20 protein-coding genes are annotated in these 17,138 nt (G+C 62.9%); 13 read left to right on the top strand and 7 right to left on the bottom strand.

The window, feature by feature from the left end:
* Window positions 1–44: 44 nt before the first annotated feature.
* Both LB555_RS16850 and LB555_RS16845 read left to right on the top strand, forming a co-directional pair.
* On the top strand, window positions 45–647 hold the full coding sequence (locus LB555_RS16850) for a 2'-5' RNA ligase family protein (RefSeq protein WP_140715078.1): 603 nt from the start codon (window positions 45–47) through the stop codon (window positions 645–647).
* 125 nt (window positions 648–772) lie between these two features.
* Window positions 773–1,126, top strand: a complete 354-nt coding sequence (locus LB555_RS16845; RefSeq protein WP_015318872.1) for a SnoaL-like domain-containing protein — start codon at window positions 773–775, stop codon at window positions 1,124–1,126.
* Between the two features lie 94 nt (window positions 1,127–1,220).
* Here the strand turns inward: LB555_RS16845 and LB555_RS16840 are convergent, their stop codons facing one another.
* Entirely contained in the window at window positions 1,221–1,700 is a 480-nt protein-coding gene (locus tag LB555_RS16840) for an SRPBCC family protein (protein WP_224683303.1), read from the bottom strand.
* Window positions 1,697–2,053 (bottom strand): ArsR/SmtB family transcription factor, encoded by a 357-nt coding sequence (locus LB555_RS16835; RefSeq protein WP_015318870.1) that lies wholly within the window; start codon window positions 2,051–2,053, stop codon window positions 1,697–1,699. Before LB555_RS16835 ends, LB555_RS16840 begins: the two co-directional genes overlap by 4 nt.
* 165 nt (window positions 2,054–2,218) lie before the next feature.
* Between LB555_RS16835 and LB555_RS16830 the strand changes: the two genes are divergently transcribed.
* The gene (locus LB555_RS16830) at window positions 2,219–2,569 is read left to right on the top strand and encodes an ArsC family reductase (protein ID WP_041163511.1); all 351 of its coding nucleotides are present in this window, start codon (window positions 2,219–2,221) and stop codon (window positions 2,567–2,569) included.
* 96 nt (window positions 2,570–2,665) lie between these two features.
* Here the strand turns inward: LB555_RS16830 and LB555_RS16825 are convergent, their stop codons facing one another.
* Genes LB555_RS16825 through LB555_RS16815 form a run of 3 tightly spaced genes read right to left on the bottom strand, consistent with a single transcriptional unit; the run spans window position 2,666 to window position 5,288 of the window.
* Complete coding sequence (locus LB555_RS16825; RefSeq protein ID WP_015318868.1) at window positions 2,666–3,019, bottom strand: DUF488 domain-containing protein; 354 nt, start codon at window positions 3,017–3,019, stop codon at window positions 2,666–2,668.
* 23 nt (window positions 3,020–3,042) lie between these two features.
* Complete coding sequence (locus LB555_RS16820; protein WP_224683302.1) at window positions 3,043–4,299, bottom strand: aminopeptidase; 1,257 nt, start codon at window positions 4,297–4,299, stop codon at window positions 3,043–3,045.
* Window positions 4,296–5,288 (bottom strand): LysR substrate-binding domain-containing protein, encoded by a 993-nt coding sequence (locus LB555_RS16815; RefSeq protein ID WP_224683301.1) that lies wholly within the window; start codon window positions 5,286–5,288, stop codon window positions 4,296–4,298. The genes LB555_RS16820 and LB555_RS16815 overlap by 4 nt, the downstream gene beginning before the upstream one ends.
* A gap of 83 nt (window positions 5,289–5,371) precedes the next feature.
* On the opposite strand from LB555_RS16815, the gene LB555_RS16810 reads away from it, so the two are divergent.
* From LB555_RS16810 to sbmA, 3 genes are all read left to right on the top strand, one after another.
* Entirely contained in the window at window positions 5,372–5,602 is a 231-nt protein-coding gene (locus LB555_RS16810; protein WP_224683300.1) for a hypothetical protein, read from the top strand.
* 78 nt (window positions 5,603–5,680) lie between these two features.
* Window positions 5,681–6,841, top strand: coding sequence for a YbfB/YjiJ family MFS transporter (locus tag LB555_RS16805; RefSeq protein ID WP_140715068.1), 1,161 nt, complete (start codon window positions 5,681–5,683; stop codon window positions 6,839–6,841).
* A 113-nt stretch (window positions 6,842–6,954) separates the two neighbouring features.
* Window positions 6,955–8,214: a peptide antibiotic transporter SbmA gene (gene sbmA / locus LB555_RS16800; RefSeq protein WP_015318863.1), complete on the top strand. Its 1,260-nt coding sequence runs from the start codon at window positions 6,955–6,957 to the stop codon at window positions 8,212–8,214.
* Between the two features lie 30 nt (window positions 8,215–8,244).
* Here sbmA and LB555_RS16795 read toward each other — a convergent pair whose 3' ends face one another.
* On the bottom strand, window positions 8,245–9,252 hold the full coding sequence (locus LB555_RS16795) for a polysaccharide deacetylase family protein (RefSeq protein ID WP_224683299.1): 1,008 nt from the start codon (window positions 9,250–9,252) through the stop codon (window positions 8,245–8,247).
* A gap of 259 nt (window positions 9,253–9,511) precedes the next feature.
* Between LB555_RS16795 and LB555_RS16790 the strand changes: the two genes are divergently transcribed.
* Both LB555_RS16790 and der read left to right on the top strand, forming a co-directional pair.
* The gene (locus LB555_RS16790) at window positions 9,512–10,177 is read left to right on the top strand and encodes a tetratricopeptide repeat protein (RefSeq protein WP_015318862.1); all 666 of its coding nucleotides are present in this window, start codon (window positions 9,512–9,514) and stop codon (window positions 10,175–10,177) included.
* A 61-nt stretch (window positions 10,178–10,238) separates the two neighbouring features.
* Complete coding sequence (gene der, locus LB555_RS16785) at window positions 10,239–11,669, top strand: ribosome biogenesis GTPase Der (protein ID WP_015318861.1); 1,431 nt, start codon at window positions 10,239–10,241, stop codon at window positions 11,667–11,669.
* Window positions 11,670–11,705: 36 nt separating this feature from the next.
* Here the strand turns inward: der and LB555_RS16780 are convergent, their stop codons facing one another.
* On the bottom strand, window positions 11,706–12,626 hold the full coding sequence (locus LB555_RS16780) for a LysR substrate-binding domain-containing protein (RefSeq protein ID WP_015318860.1): 921 nt from the start codon (window positions 12,624–12,626) through the stop codon (window positions 11,706–11,708).
* Between the two features lie 116 nt (window positions 12,627–12,742).
* Here LB555_RS16780 and LB555_RS16775 point away from each other — a divergent pair, with 116 nt between their 5' ends.
* The 5 genes from LB555_RS16775 (at window position 12,743) to LB555_RS16755 (ending at window position 17,120) form a co-directional block, all read left to right on the top strand.
* Window positions 12,743–14,029 (top strand): MFS transporter, encoded by a 1,287-nt coding sequence (locus tag LB555_RS16775; RefSeq protein WP_041163510.1) that lies wholly within the window; start codon window positions 12,743–12,745, stop codon window positions 14,027–14,029.
* A 144-nt stretch (window positions 14,030–14,173) separates the two neighbouring features.
* Window positions 14,174–15,355 carry a cell wall hydrolase gene (locus tag LB555_RS16770; RefSeq protein ID WP_140878098.1) on the top strand — a complete coding sequence of 394 codons (1,182 nt, stop codon included), beginning with the start codon at window positions 14,174–14,176 and terminating at the stop codon, window positions 15,353–15,355.
* 257 nt (window positions 15,356–15,612) lie between these two features.
* The gene (locus tag LB555_RS16765) at window positions 15,613–16,014 is read left to right on the top strand and encodes an AtpZ/AtpI family protein (RefSeq protein WP_140724727.1); all 402 of its coding nucleotides are present in this window, start codon (window positions 15,613–15,615) and stop codon (window positions 16,012–16,014) included.
* Window positions 16,015–16,070: 56 nt separating this feature from the next.
* Complete coding sequence (locus tag LB555_RS16760; RefSeq protein WP_140617330.1) at window positions 16,071–16,829, top strand: F0F1 ATP synthase subunit A; 759 nt, start codon at window positions 16,071–16,073, stop codon at window positions 16,827–16,829.
* Between the two features lie 66 nt (window positions 16,830–16,895).
* Window positions 16,896–17,120 carry a F0F1 ATP synthase subunit C gene (locus LB555_RS16755; RefSeq protein WP_013896722.1) on the top strand — a complete coding sequence of 75 codons (225 nt, stop codon included), beginning with the start codon at window positions 16,896–16,898 and terminating at the stop codon, window positions 17,118–17,120.
* The last annotated feature ends 18 nt before the right edge of the window (window positions 17,121–17,138 follow it).

The raw sequence follows: 17,138 nt of genomic DNA, 5'->3' as shown, positions 1-17,138 counted from the left end.
GTGCCAGAACAGAACGGAGGCGTTCCTTGGCGAGCGTATAGGTAATGTACCAAGGCGAATTGGATTTCGGAATTCCAGAACCGCCAAGGCGGCCCAAAAAACCGGATCGTGTCTTCTTCGGCGTGTTTCTGCAGGCAGGGGATTATTCTCGGTTTGCTGATTGTCAAAGCCGACTATGCCACAAATTTGGCATAGCCGGCTCACCGCTGATACCGGAGCGTTTTCATGTCAGCCAGCAGCATGTCGGGGACTACAAGCGGCTGCGGTCGAAAATCATCTTTGCGGCCACCCGATCGGGGCAGCGCGTCGTGATGCCTGCTTTTGAGATCACCTTTCGCCACGCCAGGAGCTTTCCTGGCCGTCCGGCGACAAGAGGCCGACCGGCCAAGCACCCCTTCGTGCTTGTGGCCGATGACGGACCGGTTTGTGAACTGAGCGGGAATCTCGGCGCCGAAATGCTGCGTCAAGGCCTCAAGGCGTCAGACGGGTTCGTCCCTCATCTGACCCTTGCCTATGACCAGAAACTTATCCCACAACTGCCGATCGAGCCGATCAGCTTCGTGGCGCGGGAGTTCATTCTCGTGCACAGCCTGCGCGGGCTGACGCAATATGATTTTCTGGAACGTTGGCCGCTGATTGCGATGTAACGAAGGGGCCGCTGGTTCGCGCGACACCCCATCCTGACAGGGTCATGTCAGCTATCGACCTGTCCGCGATGGCAGGTCCGCAAGCGGTTCCCTACTTGCAATGCGTCTGAACAGGAGGAACAAAAATGACCGTCACGGAAATCGCCAAGGAGTTCACCGAACTTCTCAAGCAGGGCAACAACGAAGGTGCTGCCGAAAAATACAATGCCGACGATATCGCCAGCTACGAAGCGATGGAGGGACCGATGGCCGTCAGTCACGGCAAGGAGGCCCTCAGGCAGAAAAGCCAGTGGTGGCAAGAGAACCACGAAGTGCATGGCGGCTCGGTCGAGGGCCCTTATGTCAACGGCGATCAATTCGCGGTGCGCTTCACCTTTGACATAACGCCCAAGGCCACCGGCGAGCGTGTCACCATGGATGAGGTTGGCCTGTACACGGTCAAGAACGGCAAGATCACCGAAGAGCGCTTTTACTACTGAGGCCGGAAATCGGGTCTTCCCAGCTTTGCTCTCTTTGCGGCAAGGTTGAAAATGTGCACGGCGGCCAGAGCGATCCTCTGGCCGCTGGGAGTGTTCAAATCGTCTTCACATACTGCGCAAGTTGATCGGCCACCGTGCCCCAGCCGTCGAAGAAACCCATCTCTTCATGGTTGTCGCGGGTGGCTTGGTCACGGTGAATGGCTGTGGCGGTATAGCGCGTACCCTGGCCATCCTGATGGAGCGAAATGACCGCGGTGATGAAAGGCTGGCCCGAGGGTCGATAGCCGGGCAGCAGCGCATCCGTCCACACCAGCCGCTCGTTGGGCACGATTTCCAGATAGCAGCAGTGGCGGTCACTGACCTCCTTGCCGTCGGGCGACTGCATGCGTGTCCGAAACAGGCCGCCCGGTCTGAGGTCGATCTCGCAGTCGGTGATCAGCCATGGCTTCGGCGTGAACCACTGCCTGACATGCTCAGGTGTCGTCCAGGCTCGCCAAAGCAATTCGCGCGGCGCATCGATTACGCGCTCCAGCGTCAGGTCCAGCCGGGGATCGGGCTCGAAGGAATAACTCATTTTTCCTGCTCCTTGAGGGTCATGACATAGGCATCGAACCGGTCGAGGCGGCGTTCCCAAACTGTACGCTGTTCGGCCAGCCAGCTTTCGGCGAGCTTCAACGGTTCAGGCGCAAGCTCGTAAGTCCTGACCCGTCCGGTCTTTTGCGAACGAACCAGCCCGCAGCCTTCGAGAATCTTGAGATGGTCGATGAAGGATGGCAGGGCCATCTCGAAAGGCTGGGCCAGTTCGCTGACCGAAGCAGGGCTCCTGTTCAGCCGCTCGACCACGCGCCGTCGCGTCGGGTCGGCAAGCGCGCGAAAAATGCCGTCGATCGGCGGGAGGCTTGGATTTGCACTCTGGAGGCTGGTCATCGATCGGTCCCGGGTCGTCAAAAAGCGATTAGAAACACTTAGGTAATTGCCTTAGTGTTGGCAAGCGCCAAATTTCCGGCAACGCTGACCAAGCTGCTGGCCAAGCGGGAAGGGCGGTTTTAGGCTGCGAAACGGATTCGACTGTCAGCCCAAGGGAAGAGCACTTTGACGATCACCATGTACGGCATCACCAATTGCGACACGATCAAGAAGGCGCGCGTCTGGCTGGAGAGCCATGACCTTCCCTATCGTTTCCACGACTATCGGGCCGAAGGGATCGAGGCTGGCAAGCTGAATGGCTGGGCCGGCAAGGTCGGTTGGGAAAAGCTGCTCAACAAGGGCAGCACTTCGTTTCGCGAACTGCCGGAGGCGGACAAGCAAGGCCTCGACGAGAAGAAGGCGAAAGCGTTGATGCTGGCCAAGCCGACGATGATCAGGCGGCCGGTGCTGGAGATCGGCGATCGGGTGGTGGTTGGCTTCAAGCCGGAGGTTTATGAGCAGACGGTGGGGAAGTAGGCGGAAGCGTCGCGCCGTCCGATCTCCGCCCTCGTGGGGAGATGTCCGGCAGGACAGAAGGGCGCTGTCCCGCCTGCTCGCGAAGGTCCGAGCGCCTCAACCCGCGCTCAAATACTCCGCCAGTGCCACCGCATTATTGTGCGCCTCATCATGCGCGCCGTAGAGCAGCGTTACCTTGCCCTCGCCAAGCAAGCCGCGCAGCTGCGCAACCGCCTCACCATTCCCGTCGAGCTCAGCCCCGTACCGCTTCCGAAATTCCGCCCAACGTGCCGGCTCGTGCCCGAACCACTTCCGCAGGTCGTCGCTCGGCGCGATCTCCTTCAGCCACAGTGCCAGCGCGGCATGCTCCCTGCTGACGCCGCGCGGCCAGATGCGGTCAACCAACACCCGCTGCCCGTCATCGGCAGCGGGCGGTTCGTAAATCCGCTTGACCATCAGGTCGAAAGCCATTCGACCTCCCTACGCCGAACCCCTCAGGCCCACTCGCCCTTGCGCATCACCGGCACGCGGCTGCCATCCTTGGCGACGCCGTCAATGTCGATCTTGTCCGACCCGATCATCCAGTCGATATGGATGAAGCTCTTGTTGCCGCCGCGCGCCGCGATTTCGTCAGGGCTGAGCGAGGCGCCGTCGACGAAGCATTTCGAATAGCATTGGCCGAGCGCGATGTGGCAGGCGGCGTTTTCGTCGAACAATGTGTTGAAGAACAACAGGCCGCTGGCCGAGATCGGCGAGGAATGCGGCACCAGCGCCACTTCGCCCAGACGACGCGCGCCCTCGTCGGTGTCGAGCACCTTCTTCAGGACGTCCTCACCTTTCGACGCCTTGGCCTCGACGATCCTGCCGCCCTCGAAGCGCACCGAGATGTCGTCGATCAGCGTGCCTTGGTAGGACAGCGGCTTGGTCGAGGAGACATGGCCCTCGACGCGCCGCGCATGCGGAGTTGTGAAAACTTCCTCGGTCGGGATGTTGGGATTGCAGGTGATGCCGTTCTTGGCGGTCGAGGCGCCGCCCATCCACTCATGGCCATCCGCCAGCCCGACCGTCAGGTCGGTGCCCGGTCCAGCGAAATGCAGGGTATGGAAATCATGGCCGTTGAGCCATTCGGTGCGGCCGCGCAGCGCCGCATTGTGCGCCGTCCAGTTGCCGATCGGGTCTTCCACGTCCACCCGCGAGGCGGCGAAGATGGCGTCGGCGAGCTTCGCGACCGCCACATCGTCGGCATCGCCGGGGAAAACCTGCCTGGCCCAGGCCAGATCCGGATAGGCGACGATGTTCCAGTTGATGTCGAAGCCGGTGATCTTCTCCAGCGCCGGCTGGTAGGCCATCGAATTGGCCTTGTTGGCGCGCGCCACCTTCGCCGGATCCTGCGCCGACAGGAGCGACGGATCCTCGCCGCGCACGGCAAGCCGGGCTGCGTTGTTGGAGAAGGCCTTAGCCATGCCTTCGTAGAGCCAGCCGGCGGCATGGTCGAAGCCAGCATCGGCGCCGAAGCGGTAGCGCGCCAGCGTCATCTCGTCATCGTTGAAGATCGGCGTCACCAGCCCGGCACCGGCCTTGTAGGCGTGTTCGACGATGCGCCTGGTCAGCGGCAGGGCCGCGATCGACGATGTCAGCACCAGGTCCTGTCCGGGCTGCAATTGCAGCCCCACCTTGATGGCGACTTCCGCCAGCCTGTCGAGCTTCACCGGGTCGATCGTTGCGGAAACGCCGCGCGAATGTGTGGTCATGATCCTGCCTGTCGTCTTGGGATGTTCGATTGAACATAGACCGGTGCCGCGGTGCTTTCCACCGTGATCGTGCCGCTGGGCTCCGCGACCGACGATCCGAACCGCGCCATCGTCGCCGCGATCTCTTCCTTGATCCAGATCATGAAGTCCCGGACCTTGCGGCTCTCGGCCTTGGTGGCGGAGGTCACCAGCCAGTAGCCGAGGCCGCTCTGGGCGCGAATTCCGAACGGCGCCACCAGGCGCCCGTCGGCCAGCGCATCGGCCGTCAGCAATTGCCAGCCGAGCATCACGCCATGGCCGGCGATCGCCGATTCCAGGCACAGCATCGGGTCGGTGAAGCTCGCGCCTTTCTGGAAGGTAACGGGTTGAACGCCGGCGGCCGCGAACCAGCTTTCCCAGTTGATCATCGCCCGCTCGTCGGTGATGGCGCAGGTCTGGGCGAGGTCGCAGATCGACGTTAGTTTTCTGGCAATCCCGGGCGCGCAGACCGGGAAGACTTCCTGCGCCAAAAGCAGCTCCGCCTTTCCACCCGGCCATTTGCCGTCGCCAAGCCGGATGGCAATGTCGACGTCCGAGTGATCGAGATTGGCCAGCCGCACTGAAGCGTCGATACGCAGCAGCACGTTGGGATGCCGGTCGAAGTGCCGCGACAGCCGTGGCAGCAGCCATTTGGAGGCAAAGGCCGGTGCCGCCGAAACGACCAATGTGCACTGGCTGGCTTTGTCGGCCAGTGCCACGGCCTGGGCAAGCTCGCGAAATCCAGTGCCCAGGCGGGCCGCGAAGACGGCGCCGAATTCGGTCAGGACGAGGCCGCTGGTCGTGCGCTCGAACAGTGCCTGGCCGAGCTGTTTTTCGGTGCGGCTGATCTGCTGGCTGACGGCGCTGACGGAAACATTGAGTTCGCCGGCGGCGGCGGCGAGCGAGCCGAGACGGGCGACGGTTTCCACGGCGCGAAGGCCGTTGAGATGAACGCGGTTGAGCATGGCCATTTGAGATTTTCTAAACCGGTCCGGCCGAAATCTCAATTGAAAGACATATCGAAACGGCAGACCTTATGGGTGGAAACAGGCCCATGGAGCCGGAAATGCTGAGCATGTTGCTGAAGGCCCTGGTCGCGGCCACTTCGCCGGATGACACGGACTGCGACTTCGATACGCTGAGTTGGCTGACCGATCCGCTTGCCCATCCCGCGCTGGGTGTAATGTCGGAGCGCGAACTCGGTGATGTGCCGTTCCGGTTGACGGCGCGCCGGACCGCGTATGAGACCGTTTCACCGAGCACCGGTTTCGGCGATCGCTGCTGAGCGCGCGATCGCGATCAGGGCACTGGCCCAACACGAGGCGGATTGTTTCACCCGCTCGCACATCTATTGTGCACTGCAATGACTTCGCCCCAATCGACAGCGCTGCGTTACGCCTTCGCCGGCATGATCGCCATGGCCGTCGCCATGGGCATCGGCCGCTTCGTCTACACGCCGATCCTGCCTGGCATGATGGAGGAACTGCATCTGTCGCCGGCCAATGCCGGCTGGATCGCCTCGGCGAATTATCTAGGCTATCTCGTTGGCGCGTTGGCGGCGGCGGGCAGCTGGGCACATGGACGCGAGCGTTTGCTGATGCTGGGCGCCCTCGGTGCCAGCGCCGTGCTGGCCGCCTCGATGGGGCTGACCGACGCTATGGCCGCCTTCGTCGCCATTCGTTTTCTGGCCGGTCTGGCGAGCGCTTTCGTCATGGTGTTCATGGCCAGCATCGTTTTCAGCCATATCGCGGCCGCCGGGCGCGGCGACCTGCAGGCCTGGCATTTCGGCGGCGTCGGCCTCGGCATAGCGATATCGGCGGCGATGATGACGGTGCTGGTCACCGAGCATGCCGGCTGGGCGCAGGGCTGGCTGTGGTCGGGGGCGATTTCGGCTGGCGGCTTCGTCGCCGTGGCGCTGCTGGTGAACCAGGGTCCGCTCATCAATGGCGAGGTCGGCCGTGAACCGGCGCTGCCGAAAGATCGGTCGCTGATGAAGGTGATCGTCGCCTATGGCCTGTTCGGTTTTGGCTATGTGGTGACGGCGACCTTCCTCGTCGCCATCGTCCGCCAAGGCGGCGGCAGCCGCGTCTTCGAGGCCATGGTGTGGATGGTTGCCGGTCTTGCCGGTTTTCCTTCGGTCTGGCTGTGGCAGAAGATAGCGGCGCGGATCGGGCTTTATGCCGCCTATGCCTTGGGATGTTTCGTCGAAGTTGTCGGCGTTACCGCGAGCGTCGCCACCGGCGGGCGCATGGGGCCGCTGCTTGGCGGCGTGCTGCTCGGCGGCACGTTCATTGCCATCACGGCACTTGGCCTGCAGGCCGCCCGGCAGCAGGCCCCTGCGTCGCCCCGGCGCATCTTTGCCCTGATGACCGCCTCCTTCGGTCTTGGCCAGATCATCGGCCCGATCGCGGCCGGGCTTTTAGCGCAGGCATCGGGCGATTTCTTCCTCGCCTCGATCGTCGCCGCGGCCGTCCTGGTCGCCTCCGGCGCCGTCACGTGGTCCGCTGCGCCAAAATCGCCATGATTTGTGGTCTTGCTCTGCACCGGCATCGGGCAGGCATTTTCTTTCCCCCTAATGTGTGACCTTATGCCGGCTCAAACCTGCTGATTTGCGCATCGATCGAGGAATTCGCCACAGTGTTCGTATCCTTCTTCCCGCAGCCGAAGCTGTTCTTCTCTTCGGCCGCCATCTGGAGCCTTGCGGCGATCCTGTTCTGGTTTTTCGGCGGGGAGCAATTGGGGGCGGTTTTCGGCATGCCGCCTGCTGCTCCCGGAGCGCCACCCATCATCGGCATCGCCATTCTCGTATCGAAGCCATTCCTCTGGTTTTATATCTACTTCACGCTTTGCGTGGCCATCTTCTACGCGTTCTGGAGTTGGTATTCGCCGCACCCATGGCAGCGCTGGTCGATCCTGATGACGGCGGTCATCCTGTTCTTCATCTATTTCAACGTGCAGGTCAGCGTCGCCGTCAACGCGTGGTACGGCCCGTTCTTCGACTATGTACAGGGGCTGATGTCGGGGACCGGAAAGTCGACGAACGCCGAGTTCTACACCGGATTGGCCGACTTCTCATGGCTGGCCCTGGTCGGCATGAACGTGCAGGTGGTCAACGCCTTTATCGTCAGCCACTGGATCTTCCGCTGGCGCACAGCCATGAACAACTACTTTATCGAGAACTGGAGCAGGCTGCGCCATATCGAGGGCGCTTCGCAGCGCATCCAGGAAGATACGATGCGGTTCTCGCAGATCATGGAGGATCTCGGTTCCAGCTTTGTCCAGTCGATCATGACCCTGATCGCCTTCCTGCCGGTGATGATCCAGTTGCAGGCCCACATCAGCGAACTGCCGATCATCGGCGCGATCCCGCAGCCATTGGTGGTCGCGGCACTTGCCTGGTGTCTGTTCGGCACGATCTCGGTGATGATTGCCGGCATGAAGCTTCCCGGCCTGCAGTTCCGAAACCAGCGCGTCGAAGCCGCTTACCGCAAGGAACTGGTCTATGGCGAGGATCATGCGGACAGGGCGCAACCCGCCACCACCGCCGAGCTGTTCGCCAATGTCCGGCACAATTATTTCCGGCTCTATTTCCACTACATCTATTTCAACGTCGTCCGGTACACCTACCTTCAGGCCGACAACATTTTCTCGCTGCTGATCCTGGGCCCGTCGCTGGTCGCGCACAAGATAACGTTCGGCGCGCTGAATCAGATATCGAACGCGTTCGGCAAGGTGACGGGTTCGCTGCAGTTCCTGCTTACCTCATGGTCGACCATCGTCGAGCTGCAATCGGTGCACAAACGCCTGCGCGCCTTCGAGGCGACGCTGCAAGGCGAGCCGTTGCCCGATATCGACCAGCGCTATCTGGCAAGGCAGGGGGCCGGGGATCCGGCTTGAGGATGCGCTGACGAAACGCCGGTCGGCGGCTCAGCCGCCGACGGAGGCCTGCTTCCGGCCGCCATCCTGCCGCGAGACGTAATCGCGAAAGCTGATGCACTCGACATCTGATTTGACGCAGACTTCGCCGGCAAAACGCTCCAGCGCATTCCAGTAGGCGCCGTCATTCATCAGCGTGAAGTGGAAGCCGAGTTCCAGCGGAACGCGCTTGCCCCGATATTGCGCGTCGAAGGCGGCGCGAAACGCCTGATAGGTCCGGTCCGCGAACTCGCCGGCGTTGCTCGGCCGCTCGAAGCCGCCGGAATGGCGGACGTACAGATTGTAGTCCATGGCGATCACCGGCCGTGATTTCGGCCCTTCGGGAATCTGCGGCAGGGAAAAGCGGGTGACGCCGCCAACGGTCGGCGGCAGGGCAGGACCCATTGAAACGCCGCTGGCGTCGAACCGATAACCGGCTGTCGGGAGTGCCTCGTAAAGCGCCTTGCCGGTCGACAGATAGGGCGCCCGGAAACCCGCCACCGCATGCCGCGCGAATTCCCGCCAGCCCTCGGGTTCGGGCCCAATGCCGTTGATCGCATAGGCGTTCTCAAAAATGTGCTCGAAGGAGGCGAACTCTTTCAGCCAGTCGGCCTTGCTCCAGTCCTTGCCGTCGAAATGGCCGCAGGCGTGGCTGGCAATGTCGTGACCCTCATGGGCGGCGAGGCCGATCTGTTCCAGCCGCTCTGCCACGTCCTGCCTGGAGGCGGCGAAGCCGATGTTGGATTTGCCCGCCGTCTTGCCAGGCGCGGTGTATTGGCCGCGTGTCTCGGGCGACAGCAGGAAGACGCAGGACAGGAAATAGGTGAAATGCGCGCCGGTGCGCTGGGCCAGCGCCCGGCTGCGCTTCCACTGCGAGATGTCGCGCGCGCTGTCGAAGGAGATGATCACGATCTGCTTCGGCCTTGCCGGTGCTGGTGGCGCGGGCGGATCGGCCAGGGCCACGCCGGCGGTGGCGAGTGAGGCAAGCGAGAACAAAACAACGCGGGACAAACAAGGCATCGGCAAATTCACGGGCTCCGGGTGGTCGGCAAGCCGGCTATCGCGCAAATGTGGCGCCGGTGCGATTGGGTTTTCGTGGGTTTGCCCCCGGGGACAAACATTGGTTTGCCCGGGGGACAAACAGTTGTTTGCCGGGGACAAACATTTGTTTGCCCCGGGAATAGCCGATTTTCCGGCCGAACCCCTTCCATGCCGACAAAATTTCGCTAAAACGCGGGCTCATGAACCGCCCCGGCCCGGGGCAGGAATGGTTTGATTGATGTCCGACGACAGTTTTATTCGCGAAGTCAATGATGAGATGCGCCGCGAGCAGGCGCAGAAGCTGTGGGACCGTTTTGGCCCGGCCTTGCTTGTCATTGCGGTGCTTGTGGTGCTCGGCACCGCGGCCTTCGTCGGCTATCGCTATTGGGACGAGACGCGCGCCAATCGCTCCGGCGATGCCTTCTCGCAGGCGCTGAAGCTCGCCAATGACGGTAAGAACGATGACGCGCTGGCCGCGCTCGATCAGCTGGAAAAGGATGGCTACGGCGCCTATCCGCTGCTCGCCCGCATGCGCGCCGCGACCGTCAAGGCCAACAAGGGCGACGTCGCTGCCGCCGTCAAGGACTTCGACGATGTCGCCGCCGACACCGCCATTCCCCAGGGCCTGCGCGACATGGCGCGGCTGAGGGCGGCGCTCCTGCTCGTCGATCATGGCTCCTTCGCCGACGTGTCGAGCCGCGTCGAGGCGCTGACATCGGACACCAACACGCTGCGCCACAGCGCGCGCGAGGCGCTTGGCCTTGCCGCCTGGAAGGAAGGCAAGACCCAGGACGCGCTGAAGCTGTTCGATCAGATCGCCTCCGATGATGGCGCCCCGCGCAACACGCGCGAGCGGGCGACCTTGATGTCCGAGCTGATCCGCGGGTCGGGCAGCGCATCGTGACCCGTTGCCCAAGGCGCGCAGCGGTTTGGCACCACGACATGCGTGGAAGATGTAGGGTCGGATGACATTCAAAGTCGCCATCATCGGCAGACCTAACGTCGGCAAGTCGACGCTTTTCAATCGGCTGGTGGGAAGAAAGCTGGCGCTTGTCGACGACACGCCGGGCGTGACCCGCGACCGCCGCGTCCACGCCGCCAAGCTTTACGATCTGCATTTCGATGTCATCGATACCGCGGGCTTCGAGGACGCCGGCGCTTCGACCTTGCCGGGCCGCATGCGCGCGCAGACCGAAATCGCCATCCGCGAGGCGGATCTGATCTTTTTCACCATCGACGCCAAGTCCGGCCTGCTGCCGGATGACAGGACCTTTGCCGAGATCGTGCGAAAATCCGGCAAGCCGGTCGTGCTGGTCGCCAACAAGGCCGAGGCGAAGGGCGCCCAGGGCGGCATGCTGGAGGCCTGGGAACTTGGCCTTGGCGAACCGATCCCGGTTTCTGCCGAGCACGGCCAGGGCATGCCCGACCTACGCGACGCCGTGATCGAAGCGCTCGGCGAGGCGCGCGCCTTCGGTGAAGACGAGGATACAGACGACGAAGACGCCGCCGCCAGCGAGGTGCTGATCGGCGAGGACATCGCCGATCCGGACGCCGAGCCATCCTATGACGACACCAAGCCGATGCGCATCGCCGTCGTCGGCCGGCCGAACGCCGGCAAATCGACTTTGATCAACGCGCTGATCGGCGAGGAGCGGCTGCTGACCGGACCGGAAGCCGGCATCACCCGCGATTCCATTTCGGTCGACTGGGACTGGCGCGGCCGCCGCATCAAACTGTTCGACACCGCCGGCATGCGCCGCAAGGCCAGGATCCACGAAAAGCTGGAAGTGATGTCGGTGCAGGATGGCCTGCGCGCCATCCGTTTCGCCGAGATCGTCATCATCGTATTCGACGCCACCATTCCCTTCGAAAAGCAGGACCTGCAGATCGCCGATCTGATCATCCGCGAGGGCCGGGCACCGGTGATCGCCTTCAACAAATGGGACCTGATCGACAACCCGCAGGAACTGTTGGCCGAACTGCGCGAGAAGACCGAGCGGCTGTTGCCGCAGGCGCGCGGCATCCAGGCCGTGCCGGTCTCGGCCGAGACCGGACGCGGCCTGGACAAGCTGATGGATGCGGTGTTGAAGACGCACAAGGTCTGGAACAGCCGTGTTTCGACCGGCAAGCTCAACCGCTGGCTTGAAGCCATCCTGACGCATCACCCGCCGCCTGCCGTCGCCGGGCGCCGGCTGAAGGTCAAATACGTCACCCAGGCCAAGACCCGGCCGCCGGGCTTCGTGGTCCAGTGTTCGCGGCCGGACGCGATGCCGCAAAGCTATGTCCGTTATCTCTCCAACAGCCTGCGCGAAGCCTTCGACATGCCGGGCGTACCGATCCGCATCGCGCTGCGCACTTCGGACAATCCGTTCGCCGGCCGTGCGAAGAAGCGTTGACGATAGGGTGGCAACCGCCTCCGCCGAGAGCTGCGGCTAAGCGACTTTCAGCAGGTTTTCTTTGATCTCGGCACCCTCGGGCAACGCTTCGAACGCCGATTGCAGCAGGATGCCGGCCAGCCGCGCCGCGATCGGATCGAGCTCGGCATCCTTCTGATGCAAATGCAGCGCCATTTTCGGCAGCGGCGGCAGCCCGAGCATTCCGGGCGCGAGCGCCCGGACATTCGCGGGCAGGCCGATATCGGTGCGGATCGTCAGCCCGAGGCCAGCCGCCACCGCCGCCCATATGCCGCCAAGGCTGGGGCTGGAGAACGCCATCCGCCAGGGCCGCCCGGCACGATCCAGCGTCTCGGTCGCCACGGTGCGCAGCAGGCAAGGCGCCTCGAACACGACCAGTTGCAGCGCCTCGCCATCGTGGGGACCTGCCTCCATCGGTTTCGCCGGGCCGATCCAGCGCGCCTGCACGTCGGCGACATGCCGGCTATACGGCAGCGTCGTGCCATCATGCCAGGCGAGCGCAATGTCGAGGTTGCCGGAAAGGACACGCTCGGCCAATTCGTGGCTGCGTCCAATCCGTGCTTCGATCCGGACCTTGGGGTGGGCGCGAGCGAAGCGACCGAGCACTTCCGGCAACACGGCCTCGCCGAAATCCTCCTGCAGGCCGAGCCGCACCCAGCCCTCCAGTTCGACGTCGCGGATCGCCAGGGCTGCCTCGTCATTGAGCTCGATCAGGCGCCGCGCATAGCCGAGCATCGTCTCGCCGGCTTCGGTCAGTGACAGGCCGCGCCCCGCCTTGCGGAAGATCGGCGTATCGGCCTGCTCTTCCAGTTTCTTCAGCTGCGCGCTGACGGCGGAGGTCGAGCGGCCAAGCCGCTCAGCTGCCCTGGCAAAACTTCCCAGTTCCATGCCGATGACGAAAGTCCTCAGCACGTCGAGATCGAATGTGACACGGCGCATAAGATCGTCCTTTTTTTCAGGATTATCGATCAAAATCTTCCTGATTTTATGGATGAAGCTATGGCGCTATATGCCTCCCGTCAAGGCCGCTCGGCCGGCGTCACGGGAATGGAATCATGTCTGCCACCGTCATTCGCAACGATTGCCAGCTATCCGGGCGAGGCACTGCCATGACCGCGGCCGGCCGGACCTTTGGCCCCAACCACCGCTGGAAGGTCCTGGGCATCGGGGTGGCCGCGAACGCCGGTTTCTCGGCGACTTTCTCCGGCATACCGGCAACGGCGGTCGTGCTTCGCCAAGGCTATCACTTGAGCAATGCCGAGCTTGGCCTGGCGCTCGGTCTTCTTGGCCTGGGGGTTGCGCTCAGTGAGTTGCCATGGGGCCTGCTCACCGACCGCTGGGGGGATCGCCGCGTGCTTCTGATCGGCCTCGGTGCAACGGCGGCCTGGCTGCTTGCGATGGCGATGCTCGTCGTGCCGACAAGCTCAAGCATTCCCGATGTCACGTTGCTGGCGGCAAGCCTGCTCGTCACGGGATTGCTCGGCGGCAGTGTCAATGGCTCGAGCGGCCGCGCAATCATGGGCTGGTTCCGGCAGAATGAGCGTGGTTTTGCCATGAGCATCCGGCAGACGGCGGTGCCGCTTGGTGGCGGCCTTGGCGCGCTCGTCCTGCCTTCGCTTGCCCTGGCTTTCGGTTTCGCTGCGGTGTTCGGGCTTCTGGCGGCGGCATCCGCTCTCTCCGCCCTGTTCGCCTGGCGTTGGCTGCACGAACCGCCGATGGCGGGTGAGGCCGTCTCATCCGACGTTGCCGGACCGGCACCGTTGCGCAACGTCGAGGTCTGGCGCATCTCGACCGCCATCGGCCTGCTCTGCTTTCCGCAGGTGGCGGTCCTCACTTTCGCATCGGTGTTCCTGCACGACTTCGCCGGGCTTGGCACGACGGCGATCAGCGCCAGCCTCGCCGCTGTACAGGTCGGCGCCATGGTCATGCGCGTCTGGAGCGGCCGCTTTACCGACCGCCACGGCAACCGCCGTCAATTTCTCCGCTTGTGCTGTGCGCTGAGCGCGCTGGCCTTCGTGGTGCTCTGGTTGCTGGTTCTGGCGGCTCACGCAACGCCTTCCAGCCAATCCTTCCTGATCGCTGTCCTGCCCCTGGTGCTTGTCATTGCCGGCATCTCGGTCTCCGCCTGGCACGGCGTTGCCTATACCGAGCTTGCCACGCTTGCCGGTGCAGGCCATGTCGGAACCGCACTCAGCCTTGCCAACAGCTTTGTCTTCGTCGGCTTCTTCCTGGTTCCGGTGGCCATTCCAGGGCTGCTGCACCTCTGGTCATGGCCTGGCGTGTGGCTGTCGGCAGCCGCCTGTGCCCTGGTCGCCTGGCCGATCTTCCTGCGGCGGACCTGAGCTTCCCGTCGCAAAATCGCCCGACTTCGAACCCACGACCTCTAGCCGACCGAGAAAACCTGACCGACCTCGTTAACGTCCCATCAAGGTTAATGCATCATTTTGCTCTCCAGTGGGGTCAGTTGCGTTCCTGGAGAGAGTTCCGTGCATCGACGTGTGTTGAAGCGGCTGATGGCCGCCGCCGGTGAGAAACGCAGCCTTGTGTCTCCGTTCATCATTGGTCTCGGTATCTGGATCGGCTTTCCGACCGTCGCTGCCTACCAGGACATGACCAGCCTCGTTTCCGGCCTTGAATCGCCGACCACGCGCTGGAATTCCTATGTCGAGAAATCCGTCGCCGGTTCGGTCCACGCCGCCGAGATGCCGTTCGTCGATTCCGACATCACCAGCTCGATCTCGGGTTCCGGTGTTCGCCTTCCCGGTGTCGGCGCCGTCTCGTTTCGCGGCAAGGGCGGCAAGGTCAGCGGGTCGCCCGACGAGGATCGCGTCGTGCGCGCCGACAAGAAGGGCCGCATCGTCCAGGTCTCTCCCGTGGCGCCACCGAAGAACTTCAATGCCGGCTCGATCTTCCAGCGGACCTCCTCGCTGATGCGGCCGAGCATGGACGGCGATCTGAAAATGGCCTTCGCCAAGCCGCGGATCAAAGGCAAGGAAATCCAGATCGCCGCGGCATTCCATGCGCGTGAGGACAAGAAGCCGGATCCCGGCGTGCCGGCCATGCTTGCGGCCCTGGTCAACAACGACCATCCCGATGTGCTGGCGACCGCCTATGCGCAATCCGCGCCGGACTATGCCAAGGCCTCGCCCTTTGAAGCCCTGCTTCAGGATGAAGAGCCCAACAGCGGCCGCTTCATTCCGCCGATGGCCAAGGGCGACCATTCATGGATCCAGAATCCGCTTCCGGCCAGCGTCTTCTCCAAGCCGGAGCAGAAGTGCCTGGCCAACGGCATTTATTTCGAGGCCCGCGGCGAAGCCGTGCGCGGTCAGGCCGCCGTCGCCCAGGTGATCCTCAACCGGGTCCGCAACCCCGCCTATCCCAATTCGATCTGCGGCGTCGTCTACCAGAACGACAGCTGGTTCAACCGCTGCCAGTTCTCCTTCGCCTGCGACGGCAGGAAGAAGCGCATCGACAATCCGGTCGCCTACAAGACCGCTCAGGATGTCGGCATGGCCGTCACCGCTGGCAAGATCTTCATTCCGGAAGTGGGATCGTCGACCCACTACTATGCCAATTACGTCCATCCCGGCTGGGCCCGCACGATGCAGAAGATGACCAAGATCGGCCTGCATATCTTCTACCGGACCTATGGTGGTGGCTGGAGCTGAACGGTCCGCCGCCCGCCCGTCTTTTCGCGCGGTCGCACGATCGATCGGAGAGCCATTGTCGGGGGGATTCGCGCGGCGCATTCCGCCGATCGCAAAGGGCACGATGTCGCACCTTTGTAACCATTTGATTTTACTAACTAAAATACACAGCGCGGAACTTCCCTCCGTGGCTTGACGGGCGCAAACCCTCTAACTATGTTGCCGGCGACTTTAGAAGCGGACGGACGGTGACGGTCTGCCCGGGCAGGGGGGTTGCGATGGCCGAGAAAAACAGGCCAGACGGAACCGGAGAAACCGGCCGCGGCAAGCAGCATGACCCCGAAATCCGTGACGACGATCTTGAGCGACGTCGGCGTGAACTTGGAGCATCGCTTGCGACAAGGCTGCCGAACCGGCTCGAGGGGAAAGACGACGCGAAACCAGTGACCGGATACGGTCAGGCGATCAAGCTATCCAGCGAGTTTATCGCCGGGGTGGTGGTAGGCGCCGGCATCGGCTGGATCATCGACCGTATGGCGGGGACATCGCCGTGGGGTCTGATCATTTTCCTGCTGCTTGGTTTTGGCGCCGGCGTGCTCAATGTCATGCGTTCAGCTGGCGTTGTGGCGGAATTCGGACAGGGCGATAAATCGCGTCCTGACCGAGGCGACAGCAAATAGCCGCCCTGGCGCGGCAATGGTAATTTAGCCGTGCGCGGCATTGACGGGGTTTGAACGTGGCAGCTGACAAGGTCGATCCGATCCACCAGTTCCATATCATCAAGCTGGTTCCGATCGAGATCGGCGGCTATGATCTGTCCTTCACCAATTCCGCGCTGTTCATGGTCGCGACCGTGGTCATTGCCGCGGCCTTCCTGTACCTGACGACGTCGAGCCGCAGCCTGGTTCCCGGCCGGCTGCAGTCGGTCTCCGAAATGGCCTATGAATTCGTCGGCAACATGCTGCGCGATGCCGCCGGCACGCAGGGCATGAAATTCTTCCCCTTCGTGTTCTCGCTGTTCATGTTCGTGCTGGTCGCCAATCTGCTCGGCCTGTTCCCGTATTTCTTCACCATCACCAGCCACATCATCGTCACCTTCGGTTTGGCCATCATGGTGATTGGCACCGTGATCGTCTATGGATTCATGAAGCATGGCCTTGGCTTCCTGAAGCTGTTCGTGCCGAAGGGCGTGCCCCTCCTGATGATGGTGCTTGTCGTTCCGATCGAGGTGATTTCCTTCGTGTCGCGCCCGGTCAGCCTCTCGGTTCGTCTGTTCGCAAACATGCTCGCCGGCCACATCACGCTGAAGGTTTTTTCGGGATTTGTGGTCAGCCTCAGTGCGCTGGGTGCGCTCGGCATTGCGGGATCGATCCTGCCGCTAGCCATGGCGGTGGCGTTGACGGCGCTCGAATTGCTGGTGGCGCTGTTGCAGGCCTATGTCTTTGCGGTGCTGACCTGCATGTATCTCAACGACGCCCTCCATCCTTCGCACTAATCAGGTTTCCGGCACGACGCCGGATGGAATAGCAACGGAATTTTCAGATCCAAAGGAGTTGAACAAATGGACGCAGAAGCAGCAAAGTACATCGGCGCCGGCATCGCTTGCCTGGGCATGGGTGGCGCGGGCATTGGCCTGGGCAACATCTTCGGCAGCTACCTCTCGGGCGCGCTGCGCAATCCGTCGGCCGCCGACGGCCAGTTCGGCCGCCTGATTTTCGGCTTCGCCGTGACCGAAGCTCTGGGCATCTTCTCGCTTCTCATTGCGCTGCTGGCCCTGTTCGGCTGAGTACTGAGAAGATTGGAC

The sequence above is a fragment of the Mesorhizobium sp. BR-1-1-10 genome (assembly GCF_020165595.1).
In the GTDB taxonomy this organism is placed as follows: domain Bacteria; phylum Pseudomonadota; class Alphaproteobacteria; order Rhizobiales; family Rhizobiaceae; genus Mesorhizobium; species Mesorhizobium australicum.
The sequence above is the reverse complement of the archived record's forward strand: the minus strand, read 5'-3'. Positions and strand labels throughout refer to the sequence as shown.